Below are 22,072 nucleotides of genomic sequence, written 5' to 3'. Positions count from 1 at the left end.
AACAGTTATTTATGCGTAAGAGTCTCTCAGACTAAGATGATGTTGAGATACTTTTCTGTGGTTGTTGTTCTCCAATAGGTCATTGCAGCAGCGATTGATTTCTGGCGGAACACGAAGCCCATCATCATTTATTGTTAATCTCAATGCGCGTTGTAATCATAATCCTCAAAACGTTATCCCATCGGTATTAAGAGATCCCAATACATCTCATAGAAAAATAATATAGAAATTAAATAGGACTGGACTAGGAAAAATGAAAATCGCTATTGCCGGTACAGGCTATGTAGGTTTATCAAACGCGATGTTACTCGCGCAGCATCATGAAGTCGTTGCTTTAGATGTTATTCAAGAAAAAGTACAACTATTAAACGACAAGATATCTCCAATTGTGGATGTTGAGATTGAAGACTTTTTAGCGAATAAGCCGCTCAACTTTTACGCTACTCTGGATAAAGAGCTAGCGTATAAAAATGCGGATTTTGTCGTGATTGCAACGCCAACCGATTATGACGTTAAAACCAACTACTTTAATACCTCGTCAGTCGAATCAGTGATTAAAGATGTGATGGAAATTAACCCTGACGCGGTAATGGTGATTAAATCGACGGTTCCGGTCGGTTACACGGCTCGCATTAAAGAGGAGTTGGGTTGTGAAAACTTGCTGTTTTCTCCGGAGTTTTTGCGTGAAGGCCGCGCATTATATGACAATCTTTATCCTTCTCGAATAATCGTAGGTGAAAGAAGTGAGCGTGCTAAGGCTTTCGCAGGTTTATTAGTTGAAGGTGCGGTGAAAGAGAATATTGAAGTTCTATTCACGGATTCAACTGAAGCAGAAGCGGTTAAGTTGTTTTCTAATACCTACTTAGCTCTACGTGTGGCTTACTTCAATGAGTTAGATTCTTATGCTGAAACACACGGTCTTAATGCCCGCCAAATTATTGAAGGGGTGAGCTTAGATCCGCGTATTGGTAACCACTATAACAATCCATCGTTTGGCTACGGCGGCTATTGTTTACCCAAAGATACTAAGCAGTTGCGCGCTAATTACGCGGAAGTGCCAAACAATATTATAGGCGCGATTGTTGATGCGAATACCACCCGTAAGGATTTCATCGCGGATTCTATTATAAAACGTAACCCTCAACGTGTCGGTATTTATCGTCTTGTTATGAAAGCGGGGTCTGATAATTTCCGTGCATCTTCGATTCAAGGGGTGATGAAGCGTCTGAAAGCGAAAGGCATTGAAGTGGTGGTTTATGAGCCAGTACTGAAAGAAATAACGTTTTTCAACTCGCTGGTTCTTACCGATCTGGAGCAATTTAAGTCGGCTTGTGATGTGATTGTATCTAACCGTATGGTGGATGAAATCAGCGATGTCGCAGAGAAGGTTTATACTCGCGACTTATTTGGCAACGACTAATACAAAAAACAAACAATTGGCTAGAAAAAATTATGATTAAAAAATGTCTATTCCCAGCCGCCGGATATGGGACTCGCTTTCTTCCTGCGACGAAATCCATGCCAAAGGAAATGATGCCAGTGGTGAACAAGCCGCTGATTGAATACGGTGTGGAAGAAGCGATTCAAGCGGGTATGACCGATATGTGCGTGGTTACCGGTCGCGGTAAGCATGCGTTGATGGATCACTTCGATAAGAACTATGAACTCGAGCATCAAATTAGCGGTACCAGCAAAGAATCCCTGCTAACGGATATTCGTTCACTGATTGATACGGCAAGCTTTACTTACATTCGTCAAAGTGAAATGAAAGGGTTAGGCCACGCGATTTTAACGGGGCGTCCATTAGTCGGTGATAATCCATTTGCCGTAGTCTTGGCGGATGATCTCTGTGTCAATCCAGACCAAGGTGTTTTGGCTCAAATGAAGGCGCTGTACAATCAGTTCCGCTGCTCAATCGTTGCTGTACAAGAAGTACCAGAATCTGAAACCCATAAATACGGTGTGATTTCTGGTGAAATGATCAAAGACGATTTATTCCGTGTGGATGACATGGTCGAAAAACCGGAAGCCGGGACGGCACCGAGTAATTTGGCGATCATCGGTCGCTATATTTTAACGCCTGATATTTTTGATCTGATCGAACAAACCGAACCTGGCAAGGGTGGTGAAATCCAAATTACGGATGCGCTGCTGAAACAGGCGAAATCTGGCTGTGTGTTGGCGTATAAATTTACAGGTCAACGTTTCGATTGTGGTAGTGTGGAAGGCTATATTGAAGCCACCAATTATTGCTATGAAAACATTTACAAGCAGCCTTCGGCAATGACGTCTCAGAAAACTGAGCAAAAGGTGCTTGAGGCTGAAATCGCCTAATTCTATTCAGAGCACCGACTTAATGGTTGGTGCTCTTTCTTCTTTATCTCCTTCCTCCCTTTTTGTTGTCCATCGTATCTCGCTGCACTTCTTATCGCACGGTCACCTCAGTTTTATGAGGGATAGCAATAATGCCAAAATTGACACCCCAATGCCTTGAACGGAAAAAATGGATTGTCACTGCAAATCGCAATCTACTAAGTTTCAACATGCATGAGCAGGACTAATTGTTCGCAATACCCAGCGAAATTATCTGGACTATAAGACAGTGGCTTAATTGCAAGACACATGGTCTGGGCCAATCGAAGGTGTTGTAGCCACAAGTCTCCCTGATTAACCGGATATTCTCGGCAGCAACATGATGCCGACGCAAGCCAAGATTTAATCAACGGTAGGTCCGAATAGCGGCGGTGTAACTCAAAGTCAAAATAGCAATGGCTCTAAGAGCTAAAAAATGCGGTCATTGAATTCATGAAACAGAGCAGTATCACATCGAAGTTGGTGCGAGCAAGGCTGCAGAAGGCGACAGGTAAAAAATAGATGAAGGAAAAAATGAGTGTAATACTGCTTAGTTTATTTTTGTAGGCCAAGTGTACGGTATTAGGAAGTGACGTTTTTTACTCTATCTTTATGTTGGTTAAACAAACCGAGTTAGATGGAAATGGGAGACGACCTTATTGCTGGCCGTCTCTGTATTTATTAAATAATGCCCACTAATGGTATGAGAGAAGTTATGGTGCGTTTACATCATGAGCCATTTCGAGCTCTTTTTTCCCTATCATACGGCGAACCATACTAGTCACGCGCCAAATGTGCGTCAGAACATAGAAATAAACGGCAAAGAGTGCGATAAACGAATAGAACATCACCGGCTCACTGATGTTCTTAAATTCACCATAAATACCAAACAAGGCAAACAGAGACGCCAGTAAACAAATCGCGGCAAGCGTCTGGCGTGAGTTAAACCCAATACGTTGGAATATGTGGTGAAGGTGCTCTCGGTCAGGTTTGAATGGTGAGTCTCCACGGCGAATGCGGCGAACCATAATGGCGACCATATCCATCAGTGGGAAGCCAATGAGCCATAGAGCTGTGACAGGGCGGATCAATGGCTCAGAGCGGGTTTGGCTGGCAGCGAGTAGGAGCCAAATGATGGTAAAGCCCATCAGCATACTGCCGGCGTCTCCCATAAATACTTTGCGTTTACGGCCAAAAATACCGAGATTCATCATAATATAAGGTAACGTAGTAACCATCAGCACAAGGCAGAAATAGCCTAAGCTGTGGTGGCCATTGACTTGCAATAGAAAGGCGATGGAAGCTAAAGAAACAATAGAGAGCCCGCCTAACAGACCATCAATACCGTCCACCATATTAAAGGCATTAATAGCGCCGATCACTGCCAAAATGGTAATCACAGGGCTTACGATGCCTAAAGACACGTCGCCAAAGCCAAACATATTGCCCAAGCTGTGTAGGTCAATACCGTAAACGTACATCATTATCACCGAAAGGACGGCCTGTACGAACATTCGAGCTTTAAAGTTTAAGTCTATTTTATCGTCTATTGCGCCAATCAAAGTCAGTATCGCAATACAAGCTAAGTAAACCCCGCTGTGTTGAACTGCTTCAGGCCGAAACGCTAAGTACTGCGCTAAAACGAGACAAATTGAAATGCCACCAACCAAGGGGATTGCTCCATTGTGGAGCTTTCTTTTGTTCGGTCTATCCACCAAACCGATCCTTTTGGCGAGTTTCCGCATTAAGAAAAGGGTGACAAATGAAGAGAAGAAGATAGCACTTAGTTCTAACAACATGATTTAGCCAACGTTTGTTTAATAGGTTTTGTTTTTTTTGATTGTGTGATTTTACTTCAAACAGTACGTAGACTAAAGAAGATTTGACACTTTACTGGTCATTTTTTGACAGTTTCGATCTTGACATTTATATCATTTACGCTAAAGAGTTTCAGGCTAGTCCAACTTTTCAAATTCTGATATTCTCCAAGAAGAAAAAGAAACCAAGGATTTATCAATGAAAATTGCAGTTGCGGGTACCGGCTATGTAGGGCTTTCCAACGCCATGCTGCTAGCGCAGAACCACGAAGTTGTCGCGTTGGATATCATTTCAGAAAAGGTTGAGTTGCTAAACAACAAGCAATCCCCGATTGTGGATGCGGAAATAGAACACTTCCTTCAAAACAAACAGTTAAATTTTGTCGCTACGACAGATAGAGAGTGGGCCTACAGTGGTGCTCAATATGTTGTGATTGCCACACCAACTGATTACGACCCGACGACGAACTACTTTAATACCTCTTCGGTAGAAGCCGTGATTAAAGACGTGATGTCGATTAATCCAGATGCCGTGATGGTCATTAAGTCGACGGTACCGGTGGGTTACACTGCTCGTATTAAGCAAGAGCTAGGCTGCGAGAACATTATCTTCTCACCAGAGTTTTTACGCGAGGGTAAAGCGCTTTACGACAACCTACACCCATCTCGTATTATTGTCGGTGAGCGAAGTGAACGTGCCGAGACTTTCGCAAGTTTATTGGTCGAGGGTGCGGTAAAAGAAGACATTCAAGTACTGTTTACTGATTCAACAGAAGCAGAAGCGGTTAAACTTTTCTCAAACACTTATTTAGCGATGCGTGTTGCGTATTTCAATGAGCTTGATTCTTATGCGGAAGCGCATGGCTTAGACGCACGTCAAATTATCGAAGGTGTGGGTTTAGACCCTCGCATTGGCAATCACTACAACAATCCATCGTTTGGTTACGGTGGTTACTGTTTGCCAAAAGACACCAAGCAGCTTCTTGCAAACTATCAAGATGTACCAAATAACATCATTGGCGCAATTGTAGATGCAAACCGCACGCGCAAAGACTTTATTGCAGAGTCGATCATCAAGCGTCAGCCAAAGGTCGTCGGTATTTACCGTCTGATCATGAAGGCTGGCTCTGATAACTTCCGTGCTTCTTCTATTCAGGGGATCATGAAACGCATCAAAGCAAAAGGCATTGACGTCGTAGTGTATGAGCCTGTTCTGCAAGAAGAGGAGTTCTTCAACTCTCGTGTCGTAAAAGACTTGAATGAGTTCAAACAGACTGCTGATGTGATCGTTTCAAACCGTATGGTAGAAGAACTGGCTGACGTCGCTGATAAAGTTTATACACGTGATCTGTTTGGTAGCGATTAATTCAATTTTGTTTAACGCTAAGGGCTCCTTAAAAGGAGCCTTTTTTTCAGTTGGTAATTAAAAATGATAAAAAAATGTCTATTCCCAGCAGCGGGTTACGGTACGCGTTTCTTGCCTGCTACTAAATCTATGCCAAAAGAAATGATGCCAGTGGTGAACAAACCACTCATCGAATATGGCGTCGAAGAAGCCATTGAAGCAGGCATGGACGGCATGTGTATTGTGACAGGCCGTGGCAAGCACTCGCTGATGGATCACTTCGATAAAAACTACGAATTAGAGCATCAAATCAGCGGAAGTAGTAAAGAAGTTCTTTTAGATGATATCCGTAGTTTGATTGATTCAGCGAGCTATACCTATATTCGTCAGCGTGAAATGAAAGGCTTGGGTCATGCTATTCTGACGGGGCGTGAGCTAGTGGGTGATGAACCATTCGCCGTGGTATTGGCCGACGACCTGTGTGTTAACGAAGACAAAGGTGTGCTGGCGCAGATGGTTGAGTTGTACAAGCAGTTCCGCTGTTCGATTGTTGCAGTGCAAGAAGTCCCAGAAACAGAGACGCATAAGTACGGTGTCATTGCCGGTGAGATGATCAAAGATGACATCTTCCGCATCGACAATATGGTTGAAAAGCCAGAGCCGGGCACCGCACCAAGTAATCTGGCGATCATTGGTCGTTATATTTTGACTCCGGATATATTTGAATTAATTGAAAATACTGAGCCGGGCAAAGGTGGTGAAATTCAAATTACGGATGCGCTGATGCAGCAAGCACAAAACGGCTGTGTATTGGCGTACAAGTTTAAAGGTCAGCGTTTCGATTGTGGTAGCGTAGAAGGTTACATTGAGGCGACAAATTACTGCTTCGAGAATATTTACAAAAAACCTTCGAAAAATCAGGTTGAAGACGTACCCGCAGTAAAAGTGGCTTAATTACGTTAGGGCCTAGGTACTAGAATCCTAGGCTCTATAGCCTCCCCCATCAATAAACCACCTTAAATCCTTTCTTCTCTAACTCCTTCCCTAATGCTTGTCGAGCCTCGTCTTCCCCATGAATTAAATGAATGGCTTTTGGTTGTGTGGAAATGCCGGTAATAAACTTGAGTAAATCACTTTTGTCTGCATGGGCGGAATAACCAGAAATAGTATGAATCTGAGCATTAACTTGAATTTCTTGAGCATCTATCTCAACCTCTGAATTACCTGATTGTATCGCCTCACCCAACGTACCTTGAGCTTGATAGCCAGCGAATAGCACATCGTTTCTTTTATCCGGAAGCAGTGCTTTTAAATAATTGACGATTCTACCGCCTTCACACATTCCGGAAGCGGCCACAACAATGGCGGGTTCATCAGTTGAAGCGAGTCGGTTTACTAAGGCTTTATGCTCGGTGTGGCTCTGTACAGTAATACACTGATCGAACGCGAGTGGATGGCGTTGATTATCTAATCTTTGTTTTGCTTCCTGACTCCATAAGGTTTTAAAACGTCGATACGTTTTTGTCACTTCTTTTGCTAGAGGGGAGTCTAGGATGATGGGTAATGACAATGCCAATTCATGCTGGTTAATCAATTGCTCAATATCAAATAGCAGCTCTTGTGTTCGACCGACACTAAAAGCAGGGATCAGAATTACACCGCCATCTTTTAACGCATGATCAATGATGTCGTTTAAGCGCTTTGTACGTGTCGCAATGTCTTCATGTTGTCTATCGCCGTAGGTGGATTCTATAAATAGGTAGTCCGCGCGCTCTGGCGATTGTGGATCAGGCAAAAGTGGCGTATTCGATGGCCCTAAGTCACCGGAGAAAACGACAACTTCATTATTTGAGAGTTTAAATTCGACATACGCAGAACCCAGTATGTGCCCTGCAGGTTGAAAGCGAACATCAGCTAGGGCAGGGAGTTCTATCCACTGCTTATAAGCGCAGGGTTTGAGCTGTTTCTTGATGATACTTAGCACTTGTTGTCGCTGGTGGTAGTTTAAGCCGAGTTGCAGTTTCAAGCCGTCTTCAAGCATTAGGGGAACGAGTTCCGCCGTTGCTTGCGTGCAATATATTGGTCCTTTAAATCCAGCAGCCAGTAACCATGGTAATCTGCCAATGTGATCTATATGAGCGTGAGTAAGAACAAGAGCCTTTATCTGCTCGGTAGGAAACTCGATATTCAGTGAGGCATTGCGTCCCCCAAAGCTGAGATCCTTGCCTTGAAAGAGTCCACAATCAATCAAAATACTGCCATTGGAGAGCTTAAGCTCATGACAGGAACCAGTAACGGTGTGCTTTCCGCCATGATGGATCACACTGGCTATGTCTGATATCGGTGTCGTCATGCTTTCTCCTTATCTATTCAGCATAGGCGAGCAGGCTGTGAAAGAGTAAGGCTTATGCTTCAGTAGATTAGATGTAATAAGTTGGAAAAGTACCGAAATGCGAGAGAGGTGTGCTTTTTAAGCGCATAGTGTTTTACTTTAGGTTGTTTTTACACCTGAAATACAAAAAGGGATGCATCACGCATCCCTTTGTTATTTGTCTTGTTTTAAACAAGATTAAGCTTTTGCTGCTGCCGCTGCTTTAGCGATTGCTGCGAAGCTCTTCGCGTCTAGAGAAGCACCACCAACTAGAGCACCATCGATGTCTGGTTGTGAGAAGTATGCTTCTGCGTTTTCTGGTTTAACAGAACCGCCGTATTGGATGATTACTTGCTCAGCAACTGCTTCGTCTTTCGCTGCGATTAGTGCACGGATAGAAGCGTGGATGCGTTGTGCATCTTCAGCTGTTGCTGCTTTACCAGTACCGATTGCCCAGATTGGTTCGTAAGCGATGATTGCGCCATTTAGAGCTTCAACGCCGTATGCGTCGATAACTGCGTTGATTTGACGAGCACATACTGCTTCAGTTTCACCAGCTTCGTTTTGAGCTTCTGATTCACCGATACAGAAAACTGGTGTTAGGCCGTTTTCTTTTAGGAAAGCGAATTTCTTAGCAACAAACTCGTCTGATTCGTTGTGGTAATCACGACGCTCAGAGTGGCCGATGATGATGTGAGTAGCACCGAAATCTTTCAACATTTCTGGAGACATGTCGCCAGTGAAAGCACCGCTGTTGTTTAGGTCAGTGTTTTGCGCACCTAGAATGATCTTGTTGCCGCCTTCTGCGATTACGCGCTCAGCTAGATCGATGTAAAGTGCTGGTGGAGCTACTGCTACGTCAACACCTTCAACGCCTTCAAGCTCAGCGTTAAGACCAGTTAGCAGCTCAGTTACCATTGCTTTGCTGCCGTTTAGTTTCCAGTTACCCATAACTACAGGACGACGCATAGGAATATCTCCGTATTATCTATTAATGATTAATGTAAAAAATCTACGAAAGAATATAACAGAATAATTTGAACAGATCATGATTGGTATCATGTCTTGTTCGGCTTTGTACATCTGGTCAGCGTAGCACTTGTTTCTGTCAGTTCTATCAAAAGCAATCGATTGGTGATCACGTAGACAGAATGATAGTTCATTCCTCGGAAATTGCAGCTTGGATTGGTATTACTACGCACTGGATTTTAATGTTGTAGAAAGGAATCAAAATGCCAAATTTGGTTTTAGAGTATTCGAACTCAGTGGAAGAGCGCGTCAACGTTCAAGGTTTACTAGAAGATTTACATCGAGCAGCGTTGGATTGCGGCCTTTTTGAAATGGCATCAGTGAAGTCAAGAACACTCCGCTGTCATAACTGGCTAATAGGTGAAGAAGGCGACAGTCTGGATTTTATCCATGTAAACTTTGAGTTACTGGAAGGAAGAACGTCAGAACAAAAACGCGCGTTATCCCGAGACTTAATGGTTGTACTTCAAGAACAAGCCAGCCATGTTCACAGCCTAACGGTGAACATTCGTGATATGGATGTGGAGAGTTTTCAGAAAGTAGTGAATTGATAGTAACAGCTTGTTTCTCGTGTCTTTAGTTTTACGTTGTTCCTTCCTAAAGTGAACGGGCTCGGCTAATCTAGAGTTTTTATTTTCGGGGTAATTATGAATGTTGACTAAAGAGTTATTGTTTTCTTTTCGAGGGCGCATCGGGCGTAAAACGTTTTGGATATGGAACATTGTCTATTACGTTTCTATCTTAGGTTTTGGTGTGGGTATCAATCAGCTGTTTCCGGCGTTTTCTCACCTTCTGCTGCCTATTTTTCTCTTGGTCATGCTTATTCCTGATCTCGCGATCACAACGAAGCGCTGGCACGATCGTGATAAATCGATTTATTGGTTATCGCTGAATATTCCTTTGGTTTTGGGCCGACTCGCTACACCAATGACGAGCCCAGTTTCACAAGAGTCGGCTACGCCGCAATTGTTCATTGCTTCTATATCTTTAATTTGTGGCGTATGGATTTTGGTTGAATGTGGTTTATTAAAAGGAACGAAAGGCCCTAATCAGTACGGCCCTGATCCTGTTGGATAAATGATGCCGCTCGCTAGGGCGACAGTGAGCGGATTGGTAAGTTTAAGGGCGATTATTGCAGGATCCGAGAGTCATCAACAATAATCGTCATTGTCCCTCAGCGAGCTGAACTGAACCACATTACGTGTCTTTTCAGGTTGTGGTGTTCCTTGCAACGCTTCTCTGAACTTCATCACTTGTTTCTGTAGTTCATTCATCAATACCACGTTGACATGGTTTGGGTTTTTACAGTTGTTGATCACTCTGTCTATATGGCTCTGCTGCGCCCAAAGTCGTGGCTGCATGCTTTCTGATGCGCCTTCTATCATTTCGCGGGCCTTATCTTGTCGGAATTGCTCAAAAGCTTCCGGGTCATCTTGTGCCATTTTCATCAGTTCGTCGAAAGAGGGCAGAGGTTGCGGTTTGTGAGTACGCAGATTGGCCATCGTTTGTCTCCCAATCCATACGGATAGTTACACTTCGATATTAAAAGCGTATATCACGGAGAAGGGGAGAACGGCGAAATGACTCTTTAGTCTCAGATATAAGAGTGCGGTTTTATAGATAAGTTCTAGGAAGGAACTGCGTGATTCTAATCATTGCCTACGCTTGAATACGGTATACGCAACGTCGCTGGCCGCTAATGATATGCTCAGTGCGTTCCACACGAGTTTCATCGCCAAGTAGTGCTTGGAACACACTCAGTTCTGACTGGCAGAGACTAGGACAACGTGTAGCAGCTTTACAAATAGGGCAGTGGTTCTCAATTAAGATAAAACCGTGCTCATCTTGCTCAAGTTCTGCCATGTAGCCTTCTTGTTCTCGTAATGAGACGAGCGTTTTCAATTTGCTTTCCAGCGTGTCGCATTGCTCAAGATGTTGGCGATAGTTTTGTAACGTGAGCTTTTCGCGCTCAGAGGTCACTTTCTCGAGGCCATCTTTACCAAAGATGTGTTCGACGGCTTCGATGAATTGTACGGTAAGTTCACCATGGCGATCGGCAAATTGCTCATGGCCTTTTTGAGTAAGAGCCCAGTGTCTGGTCGGGCGACCGACTTTGACTTTGACGTCGTAGATAGACAGGATGCCATCATCTTCTAAACCTTGCAGATGCTGACGTGCACCCATGGTGGTCATTCCAAGTTCAGAAGAGAGTTGTTTTGCCGTGACAGAGCCGTCACGCTTAACGATTTGCAATATCCTATCTACGGTTTTCATATTCCCACCATTTATATGTCATGACATATTATGCGCGATAGGTTTTGTAAAGAAAAGTGTTGACTTAGTTTTGGCGAGAGAAGCGAGATTTTAGGGCCGTTTATCCAGGCCCTAAAATCTCTGATATTTATTAAAGAATAATATCGCGCACTTCTTGATCTTTACGTTCTAAGTAATGGATCGACTTGATGCGACGAATGGTACGGCAGCGACCACGAATAAGTAGCGTTTCGGTTGTCGCGATATTGCCCTGGCGAGTAATACCTTCTAACAGGTCACCTTTGGTAATGCCGGTTGCTGAGAAAACAACGTTGTCGCTGCGTGCCATGTCGTCCATTTTCAACACGACGTTTGCTTTCACACCCATCTCTTCACAGCGTTTTAGTTCTGCTGCACCGTAGATGCGGTTTTCTTCTGTATTGCCTTTCACTTCATGACGAGGAAGTAGACGGCCATGCATGTCACCATCCAGTGCACGAATTACCGCCGCAGAAACTACGCCTTCTGGTGCACCGCCAATGCAGTACATGACGTCCACTTCGCTGTCTGGCATACAAGTCAGGATTGAAGCGGCTACGTCACCGTCTGGCACAGCAAATACACGTACGCCCATTGCCTGCATTTCTGCGATCACTTTGTCGTGACGAGGCTTAGCCAGCGTGATCACAACTAAAGTGTCTAGAGTTTTGTTCAGCGCATTGGCGATGTTCTCTAGGTTTTCTTTTAGAGGCTTCTCCAAATCGATAACGCCTTTTGCACCTGGGCCAACCACGAGTTTTTCCATGTACATGTCAGGTGCTTTAAGGAAGCTGCCTTTTTCACCGGCCGCAAGAACCGCTAAAGCATTTGATTGACCCATGGCTGTCATGCGTGTGCCTTCAATAGGATCGACCGCAATATCGACTTCATCGCCACCAATACCCACTTGCTCACCGATGTACAGCATTGGTGCATCATCGATTTCACCTTCGCCAATAACAATTTCACCGCTGATTTCTGTTTTGTTCAGTAGTGTGCGCATAACCTCAACGGCTGCACCGTCCGCTGCGTTTTTATCGCCGCGACCAAGCCATTTATAACCAGCCAGTGCTGCACCTTCAGTAACACGGGAAAATGCCATTGCTAAATCACGTTTCATGATGTCTCCAAGTAAGCAAGAGGGAAGAAGAATTTGCGCGGCGATTTTACCATAACGAGTGTTAAACGTTTGCGTTTTTGCCGAGCTTTTACTTTGGTTAAGTTGAATTTGATCAATACTGAGTGCGTTTTTCTCGTGGCGAGAGGCAAATACCTTGCTCAAAAATGCTTCGGTGATCAGAAAAGTCAGCATTTAGTGAGATTGCGCCGGTTTTTTAACCGAATGATGCAAAATATCGAATATAGTGAGTGTTTCTCGTCGCAACGCTGAGTAGAATGAACCTCATATAGGTAAGGTGCGCGCCTGTCTCGTGCATCATCCCAACGGAACAACATAGGTAGGCCAAGATGTCTTTTGAAGTATTAGCACAACTAGAATCTAAAATTCAAACTGCAGTTGACACAATCACTCTTCTTCAAATGGAAGTTGAAGAGCTGAAAGAAGATAAAGTAAAGCTAGAAGCACAAGCAAACGAGCTTCGTACGCAGCGCGAAGAGCTTGAGCAAAAAGCTGAGCAAGCACAGCAAGAGCACGCGCAGTGGCAAGAGCGCATTCGTGCACTACTTGGCAAAATGGAAGAAGTGGAATAATTCTACTTTTCTGTCCAGAATTGAAAACACCCGCTATAAGCGGGTGTTTGTGTATTTGGTGTAGGGAAAAGCGCTAAAGCCTAGGATCTTGTTCCTCTAACTCTTCTTCCTCAACTTCCTCGTCCAGTTCTAGGTCGATATTGAGCGGTTCTGGAGACAGAATGATGCCAGTGCTGTCCGCGTAAATGTAGTCTTCTGGTAGAAAGCTAACGCCGCCAAAGTTCACAGGTACGTCGAATTCACCTATACCCTGGCTAGATGCGCCGACAGGAATAGAGGCGAGAGCCTGAATGCCAAGGTTCATATCTTCGAGTTCGTCGACTTCACGAACGCAGCCATATACGACAATGCCTTCCCACTCATTTTCTTCTGCGATGGTTGCGATTTCTGCGTCGACAAGGGCTTTGCGTAAGGAACCACCACCGTCAATTAGCAGCACGCGACCTAGGCCATCTTGCTCTAACGTTTCACGGATCAGAGAATTGTCTTCAAAACACTTGATGGTGGTGATTTGTCCGGCAAAGGAAGCGCGACCGCCAAAGTTACTGAACATTGGTTCAACCACATCTACCTGCTCGAGGTAAATATCACAGAGTGCTGAGGTATTGTATTCCATAGCGTACCTTTCTAAACAGAAACTGGTTGTCTTTGAGTATATCTGGGCATTAAGTCAATGCAATGACAATCCTTTTTTAACTTACCAGAGTTTGAGCTACCACAATTGTTGCAAATAAAACGTTGGTAACCAGCGAGCATTTTACGATCACTGGCATCATAGGTGCGATCTGTGCAGGCTTTTCGGTTTCCCAAACGGCTTTGCCATGGTGGGCGACAAAATAAATGCTCAATAAGAATGGCAGACTGATCCAAACCGGTTTGTCCTGAATAAGCAGGTAAACAGCGAAAGCGAGAATAGCGCCACCTAATAAGATGAAATGGTACTGTTTGGCCTTCTGTTGCCCTAAACGCACGGCTACGGTTCGTTTTCCACACTCACGGTCGTTATCAATATCACGCATGTTATTGATATTCAGCACTGCGACGGCCAGTAAGCCGCACCCTAAAGCGGGTAAGAATAGGGTGGTATCGACATGTCCGGTATGCAGAAAATAGGTGCCGGATACGCCAAGCAAGCCAAAAAACAGAAATACAGAAATATCACCCAGTCCGACATAACCGTACGGTTTACTGCCCATGGTGTAGGCAATGGCGGCGAGGATGGCAAGAATACCCAATCCGATGAAGGTGAGAATACTTTCAAGAGAGCTCAAAGAGTAAAACACCAAGATCAGGCCGGAAATGACGGTGAGCACGATGTTGAAGCCAATTGCCTGCTTCATTTGCTCTTTCGTTACTGCGCCAGACTGTAAAGCACGCAGTGGACCGAGACGTTTTTCATTGTCGGTTCCTTTTACTGCGTCACCATAATCGTTGGCCAGATTGGAAAGGATCTGTAACAGAGTCGCGGTGATAAACGCCATCAAGGAAATAGGCAGAGAAAATTGACCCGCAGCATACGCAAGCACACTACCAGTAAGAATAGAGACTAATGCCAGTGGTAATGTTTTGGGACGAGCGGCGTCGAGCCAGATCTGTAAAGATTGTTTCATGGATATTTCGTGCTAGTAACCGATGTGTCCAGTATAAGCATAAAGAAGCAGATGCGCTATTGACCTAAAGCAAGTCAAAGAGAGTCAGGAAGTGGAGGGTTGGTTGAAAAGCGAGGTTCTGGACTTTGAAGTATGAGAATAGCATTTCAAGTACGATTGCCCGGCGATTGCACAAATACACTGATGTTGAATTGTCTATGCAGAACTAAAAAGCCCAGAGACGGAATCTCTGGGCTTTGTTGATTAGGGTGCTTATTAAAGAATAAAGCGGCTTAGATCTTCATCTTCAATGGTATCGCCCAGACGAGCTTGCACGTAGGCTGCGTCAATCACAAACTTAGCGCCAGATTGCTCTGCTGCATCGTAAGAGATTTCGTCCATCAGACGTTCCATAACGGTATGCAGACGACGAGCACCGATGTTTTCGGTGGTTTCATTTACTGTCCATGCGGCTTCAGCAATTCGCGTGATACCGTCTTCAGTAAATTCAATGTCTACATCTTCTGTCTTCATCAACGCGATGTATTGCTCAGTCAATGACGCTTTAGGTTCGGTCAGAATACGTTTGAAGTCGTTACTGCTTAGTGCTTCAAGTTCAACACGAATTGGCAGACGGCCTTGCAGCTCTGGGATAAGGTCAGAAGGCTTCGCGACCTGGAATGCACCAGAAGCCACAAATAAGATATGGTCTGTTTTTACCATGCCGTGTTTGGTTGAAACAGTGCTGCCTTCAATCAGAGGTAGCAGGTCACGCTGAACACCTTCACGAGAGACGTCAGGGCCAGAGCTCTCACCACGTTTACAGATCTTGTCGATCTCATCAATGAAGACGATACCGTTGTTTTCAACGTTGTAAATCGCTGCTTCTTTTAGCTCTTCCTGATTCACAAGCTTCGCTGCTTCTTCTTCGGCAAGGGCTTTCATCGCGTCTTTGATTTTCAGCTTGCGCTTCTTCTTGGTATCGCCCGCTAGGTTCTGGAACATACCTTGAAGTTGGTTGGTCATTTCTTCCATACCAGGAGGCGCCATGATCTCGACCCCCATTTGCGGCGCGGCGACATCGATTTCAATCTCTTTATCGTCCAGCTGACCTTCACGTAATTTTTTACGGAAAATCTGGCGAGTGTGAGAGCTATCATCGCTCTGTTCTGCTTGTCCCCAGCTGTCACGAGCTGGTGGCAGTAGTGCATCAAGAATACGCTCTTCAGCTTGCTCTTCAGCTCGGAATTTTACTTTTTCCATCGCTTGTTGATGAGTGAGCTTCACTGCAACATCGGTAAGATCACGAATGATGGTTTCTACTTCTTTACCAACGTAACCTACTTCAGTGAACTTAGTCGCTTCTACTTTAATGAACGGCGCATTTGCAAGCTTAGCGAGGCGGCGTGCAATTTCAGTTTTACCAACACCAGTTGGGCCGATCATCAGGATGTTTTTAGGTGTAACTTCGACACGTAGGCTTTCTTCAAGTTGCATACGACGCCAGCGGTTACGAAGAGCAATCGCAACCGAACGTTTTGCTTTGTCTTGACCAATAATATGGCGGTTCAGTTCATGAACGATTTCGCGAGGGGTCATTTCAGACATATTCTTTCCTTACTTCGTTACGATTACTCGGCTGGAGCGGTTAGCTCTGCAGTTGATTCTAGCTCTTCTACAGTGTGATTGTGGTTGGTGAATACACAAATATCGCCAGCAATGTTTAATGCTTTTTCTGCGATTTCACGAGCATCCAGATCTGTGTTCTCTAACAGTGCCGTTGCTGCCGCTTGTGCGTACGCACCACCAGAACCGATCGCAATCAAGTCATTTTCTGGCTGAACCACATCACCATTACCGGTGATGATTAAAGACGCGGTTTCGTCTGCAACAGCAAGTAGTGCTTCTAGCTTACGAAGCGCGCGATCACTACGCCAGTCTTTCGCCAGCTCTACAGCGGCTTTGGTCAAATGGCCTTGGTGCATTTGCAGTTTGCTTTCGAAGCGCTCGAAAAGGGTGAAGGCGTCCGCAGTACCGCCGGCAAAACCAGCCAGTACTTTATTGTTGTAAAGGCGGCGAACTTTACGCGCGTTACCTTTCATTACGGTATTGCCTAGAGATACCTGGCCATCACCCGCGATGACGACTTTATTATTTCGACGTACAGATACAATGGTAGTCACAGTCGACCTCTTAATTATTTCTCTTTGGAAGTAATATTGTATATGGGGGAGAGGAAAAGGGGATTCAAGGGGAAATTAAAGGATGGGGTTTCGGTGGAGTAGGTTTCTAGTGACCTAGGGCCGATTAAACTGGGCCCTAGGTTGTACTTTATCGCTAGAAATTCTCTTTCCAAATCGCACACGGTTCGATTTTAGCTCGTTGCAATTTATGGCGATCTTTCTCTGCATCGCGCTTAAATTTGTATGGGCCTAGAATAATTCGGTACCAAGAGCTGCCTTCTTTCTTAACAATTTTGCTGGTTAAGCCCTGGAAAGCGATGGCGAGCTTACGCTCTTCCGCTTGAGCTTGAGTTTTATAAGCGCCACACTGCATGATGTAAGGGATCTTCGATACTTGAATCTCTTTGGCGACCACTTCCACTTCGCGATTTGGGAGAGATTCTACGTATTCCCATTTCTCTTCGGGTGGGGGAGGTAAATCTGTCTTTGCCTTAGGCTTGCTGACTGGAGCCGTTGATTGCTGCACAACTTGTGGCTGGGGCTCTGGATCATTGTTTAGCAAATATAGCCCATAGCCAAAACCACCCACTAGCACGATTGCCAGTAGACCACTACGCCAAGGTTTCTTTCTTGAAGGCTGTTTTTTTGTCGACTTTTTTGGGGTACCACGCCCCCTTCTTACATAATCTTTGTTTGCCACGGTCATTTCTGGTCATCAAGAATTCTTCCAAATATGTTAATCCAGAACGAGTTGAGAAAACACCCTGTTTCTCTAATCTTGATAGGTACATATAAAAAAGCAGCACCAAATGAGTGCTGCTTTTAATGGACAGAAACTTAACTGCTCTTAGCGAGAAAAGTTTACGCTCGTTGAGGAGGCGCCGCACTTCCGCGCACAATCAGGTTAGTCTCCAGGAGACGAGATCCAGAATGCACATCGTGGCCTTTTAAAAGCTCTAACATCATTAGCATCGCTTGTCGGCCAATCTCGTAGCGAGGCTGAGAGATAGTTGTTAACGGTGGATCACAGTACTGCGCGAAATTGATGTCATCAAAACCTACGACCGATAGATCTTGTGGTACACGGAAGCCGAGTTTTTTCGCTTCTTGAATGGCGCCGATTGCCATCGTGTCACAGTGGCAGAAAATTGCGGTTGGTGGTTCCGCTAGTTCCAGCAGCTTACGCACTGCTTTTGCACCGCCGTCAAAAGAGAACTCGGTGACAATACTGTATTGCGGGTCTTTATTGATCCCTGCACGACGCAGCGCTTGCTGGTAGCCTTGTTGACGGAATTGGCACAATACCGCGGTATCAGGACCTGAAATTTGCGCAATACGTTTGTGGCCAAGCTGAGTCAGATAATTGACCGCTTCAAAGGCAGATGTCAGGTTATCGATATGAACGGTTGGCAGTTCCAGCTCAGGCGCAAATTCACACGCCATGACCATTGGTGGCAGGTTTTTCTGCTCTGGCTTACTCACATCAAACGGTAAGTCAGTACCAAGTAGCAGCATCCCGTCTGCTTGCTTTGTAAATACCAGGTTTACGAATGAGCTTTCGCGTTTCTTCTGCTGGCCACTGTCTCCCAGTAAAACCAGGTAGCCGTGCTCCATCGCCGCATCTTCGATACCACGGATGATTTCGGAAAAGTAAGGATCGCAGATGTCAGGAACGATCGTAACAATGGTTTTCGATTCGTTTCGTCGTAAATTACGCGCTAATGAATTTGGTGAGTAACCTGCTTCGAGTACCGCGTCTTCAACTCTTTTTCTGGTTGAAGAGGAGACTTTCTCCGGATTCATTAATGCTCGAGATACCGTCGCGGTAGATACTCCCGCAAGCTGGGCAACATCCTTCATTGTCGCCATAGTTTTTTAACCTCTCAAATTGTTCGCCAAGGTGACGTTATTCCCTGTAGTGAAATTACTGTCATTGAGTACAGATAAATTCGCACTTTACCATCACATTTCTGGTGTTTATTTGCCGAGTAAAGTACGTCTTTATTGCCAGAACAACACTTCAAATTTGGGGAATCGCTATGGTGTTCATTTAAAGTCTTTTTCTGCAAAGCACCTAAGACTTTACTAATTGGGATAGTCTATTCATTTCTATAGCGAAAGTTACGGTCTGTTTAACAAAATCCACAATGACAACGTGATTTGTATCACATTAAAAGGTAATTCATTACATAGCTAATCGTTTGCTAGCTGAGATCCTGTGGTTCTATGTCTAAATTCCAACGTACTTTCTTGGCATTAGGTAACAACTCAATAGCAGGTTTGGCACTGGTTAATAACTTTTGCATTAATGACCGGTGTTGAGTTTGCAGCAAGAGTTGCCAGCGATATTTGCCCGCCCGTTTAGCCAAAGGTGAGGGGGTCGGGCCAAGTACCATACAAGTGTCGTCAAACAGTGGGTGAGACTCCAGCGTAAAACGAACTTGGCGCAGGAAGTCTTCGACTACCTCACTTTGGTTTGCCTCTGCTTTAAATAGAGTCAGGTAACTGTAGGGAGGCAGTTGCGCTAACTTCCGCTCCTCTAATGCGGTCATGGCAAAGTGGCGGTAATCTTTTTGCAAGAGAGCTTGTAACAAACTGTGCTCGGGATGGTGAGTCTGCAAAATCACTTCACCAGGCTTACTCGCACGACCAGCCCTGCCTGCAACCTGAATAAAAAGCTGCGCGAGGCGTTCAGAAGCCCGGAAGTCACTACTGTATAAAGAGCCATCCACATCTAACAAGGCAACGAGTGTTACGTTGGGGAAGTGATGCCCCTTGGCAAGCATTTGCGTACCAATCAGAATTTGGTAGTCGCCTTTCCGAATCGATTCAAGGGCGTCCTCTAAGCTGCCTTTACGGCGGGTGCTGTCTCTGTCGATACGAATGGCTTTGTATTCTGGGAAGAGTTGCATCAATTGATGCTCTAACTGCTCTGTACCGACACCGACCGTTACTAACTGAGTGGAGCCACATCCCTGACACTGATGAATTACAGGCTGCTGTGAGCCGCAATGATGGCAGCGTATTTCGTTACTGTATTGATGAAAGGTGTAGTAGGCATCACAGCGCTTACACTCGGCTATCCAGCCACATTCATGACACATTAGGGCTGGGGAGAAACCTCGGCGGTTAAGAAACAGCATCACCTGATTGCCTGCTTTTAGGTGTTTACGCATTTCAGCAATCAGCGGCGCAGACAATCCGCTTTCTAAATACTGACCTTTAACGTCGAGCACTTTATTGGTGGTCGGTACCGCAGAGCCTGCACGCTGAGTTAGTGTCAGGTGATGATATTTACCCGTCAACGCATTGTGCAGCGTTTCAAGAGCCGGAGTCGCAGAGCCCAACACAATAGGCACTTGTTCTTTGTGCGCACGCATTACAGCAACATCACGAGCGTGGTAGCGCAAACTGTCTTGTTGTTTATATGAAGAGTCGTGTTCTTCGTCGACAATAATAATGCCGAGATCGGCAAATGGCGTCAGTAGGGCGGAGCGTGTCCCGATGATAATCCCCGCCGCTTTATCACGAGCCGATAACCAAGCGTTTAAGCGTTCGGTATCATTCAATCCTGAGTGGATAACATCAACTGGCACGTTAAAGCGGTGCTTAAAGCGGTTGATAGTTTGTGGTGTCAGGCCAATTTCTGGCACCAGAACTAACGCTTGTCGTCCTTTTTCCAACACCGGCTTGATCAGATTGAGGTAAACCTCGGTCTTACCAGAGCCTGTTACGCCCTCTAATAAATAGCAGGCAAAACCACTTTGGCTATTGACGCTGGCGATGGCTAACGCCTGCTCATGGTTAAGTTTGGGTTTGTCGACGTCGTTTTCGACTTGCTGAGGCCAGTTTGAAATCGTTGGCATCTTCTCAATTCGCTCAATCCAACCTTTCTCTTCGACCGATTTCAACACTGTTGAGGCGATCTCTTGCTCTACAAACTCTTGGTGAGGCACGGCTCCGTTTACCAGAATTTGCAGAACTTTTTGTTGCTTCACGGCTCGACGATCAAGCCCTTGCATCAGTTTGTCTTTACCCGCTTCGGTGATCTGCCATTCCTGTAAGGTGGCAAAATCGGCTGGTTTTCCTTTTCTCAGCGCGGCTGGCATCGCATTGTGAAGCGTATCGCCCAATGGATACTGATAAAAATAGCTACACCATGTGAGCAATGAATACAGCTTTTCTGACCAGATAGGTTGTGAGTCCAATACGGCTTTAATTGGTTTAAGCTGCTCTTTAGGAAAATCAGAGTGATTCACCATCGCAGTAACGATGCCTACTAAGGTCTGGCGTCCAAAAGGTACGGAAACGCGCCCACCAATGATCGGGAACAGGTGGCCCGGGATGGCATAATCAAACTGTTTGTCGAGTGGAACGGGTAATGCCACTCTGGCAATGGATGGACGCATAAAGTTCAGCTGTAATATAAAGAGGGAAAGGAGCTTAGAGTCTATTAAAGTTGGAATGAAAATTCGAGTAAAGCTCACTGATCTCCGTTCAAACAGGCGATGAGCAGTAGACTGGCTAAAAAAGTGGCGAAAAAATTGCCAAATGTGTTGATCCCATCAGTGCGATTCATTAGTATATTGCGCCTTGAGATATGGCTTCAGCATTATGCTGATGCGGTATCGCACTTTTGATATTAATTACGTGTGGTGTGCGGCTTAGACTCGTATAGCGACACGGCCTACTATTGAGGTTATCCCATGAAAGCTGGTATCCACCCAGAATACAAAGCAGTACAAGCTACTTGTTCTTGCGGCAACTCTTTCGAGTTCAACTCTACTCTAGGTAAAGAGTCTATCCACCTAGACGTATGTGACAAGTGCCACCCATTCTACACTGGTAAGCAACGTATCGTTGATACAGGCGGCCGTGTTGATCGCTTCAACAAGCGTTTCGGTGCACTATCAAGCGGTAAGAAATAATAGCGACTGCTATTACGATTACAGTTTAGAAAAGGACGCTTCGGCGTCCTTTTTGTTTATAGTAACACTGGCTGGTGGTAGTAAATCAGTGAGTTAAAAATTGTCTCGATTATTTTTCACTCAATGCTTGCAACCTAAAATGTGATCTGTATAATGCAGCGCACTGGTTAAGCCAGTTGTGAACCAATGAGCAGTGAGGAGCTAATAAATCCAAGGATTTATTAGGTAATGTAGACTCAGCTTATGTTCGCGGTTAATACAATTAGCTATCTTTTCTTCGGAAAAACTATCCCCAAAGGTGACTTTGGTATGTAGGGATAGTTAATCGAAAATTAACTGACAATGCGTCCTAATCTTGGATGCTACGGTTTCACATAAATCAATCGGCATTCTCTCGTCTTGACGAGTTTGAGTGGCGATATTGTTTGTGTAATTTATTTAATTTGGAGCTCTGTC

Annotated in this window: 21 protein-coding genes; 8 read left to right on the top strand and 13 right to left on the bottom strand. The window is 44.9% G+C overall.

Going from position 1 to position 22,072, the window contains the following annotated elements; genetic code table 11:
* Nucleotides 1–253 precede the first annotated feature (253 nt).
* On the top strand, nt 254–1,420 hold the full coding sequence (locus V1U08_RS11835; protein WP_330470640.1) for a nucleotide sugar dehydrogenase: 1,167 nt from the start codon (nt 254–256) through the stop codon (nt 1,418–1,420).
* Between the two features lie 32 nt (nt 1,421–1,452).
* On the top strand, nt 1,453–2,334 hold the full coding sequence (gene galU, locus V1U08_RS11830; RefSeq protein WP_330470639.1) for a UTP--glucose-1-phosphate uridylyltransferase GalU: 882 nt from the start codon (nt 1,453–1,455) through the stop codon (nt 2,332–2,334).
* 731 nt (nt 2,335–3,065) lie between these two features.
* Here galU (V1U08_RS11830) and wecA read toward each other — a convergent pair.
* Nucleotides 3,066–4,151 carry a UDP-N-acetylglucosamine--undecaprenyl-phosphate N-acetylglucosaminephosphotransferase gene (wecA, locus tag V1U08_RS11825; RefSeq protein WP_330470638.1) on the bottom strand — a complete coding sequence of 362 codons (1,086 nt, stop codon included), beginning with the start codon at nt 4,149–4,151 and terminating at the stop codon, nt 3,066–3,068.
* 217 nt (nt 4,152–4,368) lie between these two features.
* Here wecA and V1U08_RS11820 point away from each other — a divergent pair, with 217 nt between their 5' ends.
* Nucleotides 4,369–5,535 (top strand): nucleotide sugar dehydrogenase, encoded by a 1,167-nt coding sequence (locus V1U08_RS11820; protein WP_330470637.1) that lies wholly within the window; start codon nt 4,369–4,371, stop codon nt 5,533–5,535.
* A gap of 63 nt (nt 5,536–5,598) precedes the next feature.
* Nucleotides 5,599–6,468, top strand: coding sequence for a UTP--glucose-1-phosphate uridylyltransferase GalU (gene galU / locus V1U08_RS11815; RefSeq protein ID WP_330470636.1), 870 nt, complete (start codon nt 5,599–5,601; stop codon nt 6,466–6,468).
* Between the two features lie 49 nt (nt 6,469–6,517).
* Here the strand turns inward: galU (V1U08_RS11815) and V1U08_RS11810 are convergent, their stop codons facing one another.
* Entirely contained in the window at nt 6,518–7,867 is a 1,350-nt protein-coding gene (locus V1U08_RS11810) for an MBL fold metallo-hydrolase (RefSeq protein WP_330470635.1), read from the bottom strand.
* Between the two features lie 216 nt (nt 7,868–8,083).
* Complete coding sequence (tpiA, locus tag V1U08_RS11805) at nt 8,084–8,854, bottom strand: triose-phosphate isomerase (RefSeq protein ID WP_176290768.1); 771 nt, start codon at nt 8,852–8,854, stop codon at nt 8,084–8,086.
* 263 nt (nt 8,855–9,117) lie between these two features.
* Here tpiA and V1U08_RS11800 point away from each other — a divergent pair, with 263 nt between their 5' ends.
* Nucleotides 9,118–9,465 (top strand): 5-carboxymethyl-2-hydroxymuconate Delta-isomerase, encoded by a 348-nt coding sequence (locus tag V1U08_RS11800; RefSeq protein ID WP_330470634.1) that lies wholly within the window; start codon nt 9,118–9,120, stop codon nt 9,463–9,465.
* 100 nt (nt 9,466–9,565) lie between these two features.
* Nucleotides 9,566–9,991, top strand: coding sequence for a DUF805 domain-containing protein (locus V1U08_RS11795; RefSeq protein WP_330470633.1), 426 nt, complete (start codon nt 9,566–9,568; stop codon nt 9,989–9,991).
* A gap of 74 nt (nt 9,992–10,065) precedes the next feature.
* Here V1U08_RS11795 and V1U08_RS11790 read toward each other — a convergent pair whose 3' ends face one another.
* From V1U08_RS11790 to glpX, 3 genes are all read right to left on the bottom strand, one after another.
* Nucleotides 10,066–10,416, bottom strand: coding sequence for a DUF3135 domain-containing protein (locus V1U08_RS11790; RefSeq protein WP_330470632.1), 351 nt, complete (start codon nt 10,414–10,416; stop codon nt 10,066–10,068).
* A gap of 157 nt (nt 10,417–10,573) precedes the next feature.
* Nucleotides 10,574–11,188, bottom strand: a complete 615-nt coding sequence (locus V1U08_RS11785; protein ID WP_065296274.1) for a helix-turn-helix transcriptional regulator — start codon at nt 11,186–11,188, stop codon at nt 10,574–10,576.
* A gap of 130 nt (nt 11,189–11,318) precedes the next feature.
* Nucleotides 11,319–12,326 carry a class II fructose-bisphosphatase gene (glpX, locus tag V1U08_RS11780; protein ID WP_330470730.1) on the bottom strand — a complete coding sequence of 336 codons (1,008 nt, stop codon included), beginning with the start codon at nt 12,324–12,326 and terminating at the stop codon, nt 11,319–11,321.
* Nucleotides 12,327–12,673: 347 nt separating this feature from the next.
* Here glpX and zapB point away from each other — a divergent pair, with 347 nt between their 5' ends.
* Nucleotides 12,674–12,916, top strand: coding sequence for a cell division protein ZapB (gene zapB / locus V1U08_RS11775; protein WP_014230654.1), 243 nt, complete (start codon nt 12,674–12,676; stop codon nt 12,914–12,916).
* A 73-nt stretch (nt 12,917–12,989) separates the two neighbouring features.
* Here the strand turns inward: zapB and rraA are convergent, their stop codons facing one another.
* The 7 genes from rraA to priA all read right to left on the bottom strand — a co-directional run bounded on the left by rraA (nt 12,990) and on the right by priA (nt 21,097).
* A complete protein-coding gene (gene rraA / locus V1U08_RS11770) occupies nt 12,990–13,532 on the bottom strand; it encodes a ribonuclease E activity regulator RraA (RefSeq protein WP_330470631.1) in 543 nt (180 codons plus the stop codon).
* 76 nt (nt 13,533–13,608) lie between these two features.
* Complete coding sequence (locus V1U08_RS11765; protein WP_014230656.1) at nt 13,609–14,526, bottom strand: 1,4-dihydroxy-2-naphthoate polyprenyltransferase; 918 nt, start codon at nt 14,524–14,526, stop codon at nt 13,609–13,611.
* A gap of 255 nt (nt 14,527–14,781) precedes the next feature.
* Nucleotides 14,782–16,113 carry an HslU--HslV peptidase ATPase subunit gene (gene hslU, locus V1U08_RS11760; RefSeq protein WP_014230657.1) on the bottom strand — a complete coding sequence of 444 codons (1,332 nt, stop codon included), beginning with the start codon at nt 16,111–16,113 and terminating at the stop codon, nt 14,782–14,784.
* Nucleotides 16,114–16,136: 23 nt separating this feature from the next.
* A complete protein-coding gene (hslV, locus tag V1U08_RS11755) occupies nt 16,137–16,688 on the bottom strand; it encodes an ATP-dependent protease subunit HslV (protein ID WP_020335799.1) in 552 nt (183 codons plus the stop codon).
* A gap of 154 nt (nt 16,689–16,842) precedes the next feature.
* The gene (locus tag V1U08_RS11750) at nt 16,843–17,388 is read right to left on the bottom strand and encodes an SPOR domain-containing protein (protein WP_014230659.1); all 546 of its coding nucleotides are present in this window, start codon (nt 17,386–17,388) and stop codon (nt 16,843–16,845) included.
* 161 nt (nt 17,389–17,549) lie between these two features.
* Nucleotides 17,550–18,557 (bottom strand): DNA-binding transcriptional regulator CytR, encoded by a 1,008-nt coding sequence (gene cytR, locus V1U08_RS11745; protein ID WP_014230660.1) that lies wholly within the window; start codon nt 18,555–18,557, stop codon nt 17,550–17,552.
* 335 nt (nt 18,558–18,892) lie between these two features.
* The gene (gene priA / locus V1U08_RS11740; RefSeq protein ID WP_330470630.1) at nt 18,893–21,097 is read right to left on the bottom strand and encodes a primosomal protein N'; all 2,205 of its coding nucleotides are present in this window, start codon (nt 21,095–21,097) and stop codon (nt 18,893–18,895) included.
* A 297-nt stretch (nt 21,098–21,394) separates the two neighbouring features.
* On the opposite strand from priA, the gene rpmE reads away from it, so the two are divergent.
* Nucleotides 21,395–21,616: a 50S ribosomal protein L31 gene (gene rpmE, locus V1U08_RS11735; RefSeq protein ID WP_014230662.1), complete on the top strand. Its 222-nt coding sequence runs from the start codon at nt 21,395–21,397 to the stop codon at nt 21,614–21,616.
* Nucleotides 21,617–22,072: the final 456 nt, after the last annotated feature.

This window comes from Vibrio sp. YYF0003 (genome assembly GCF_036350715.1).
GTDB lineage: Bacteria > Pseudomonadota > Gammaproteobacteria > Enterobacterales > Vibrionaceae > Vibrio > Vibrio natriegens.
This window is presented reverse-complemented; position numbering and strand designations above follow the sequence as displayed.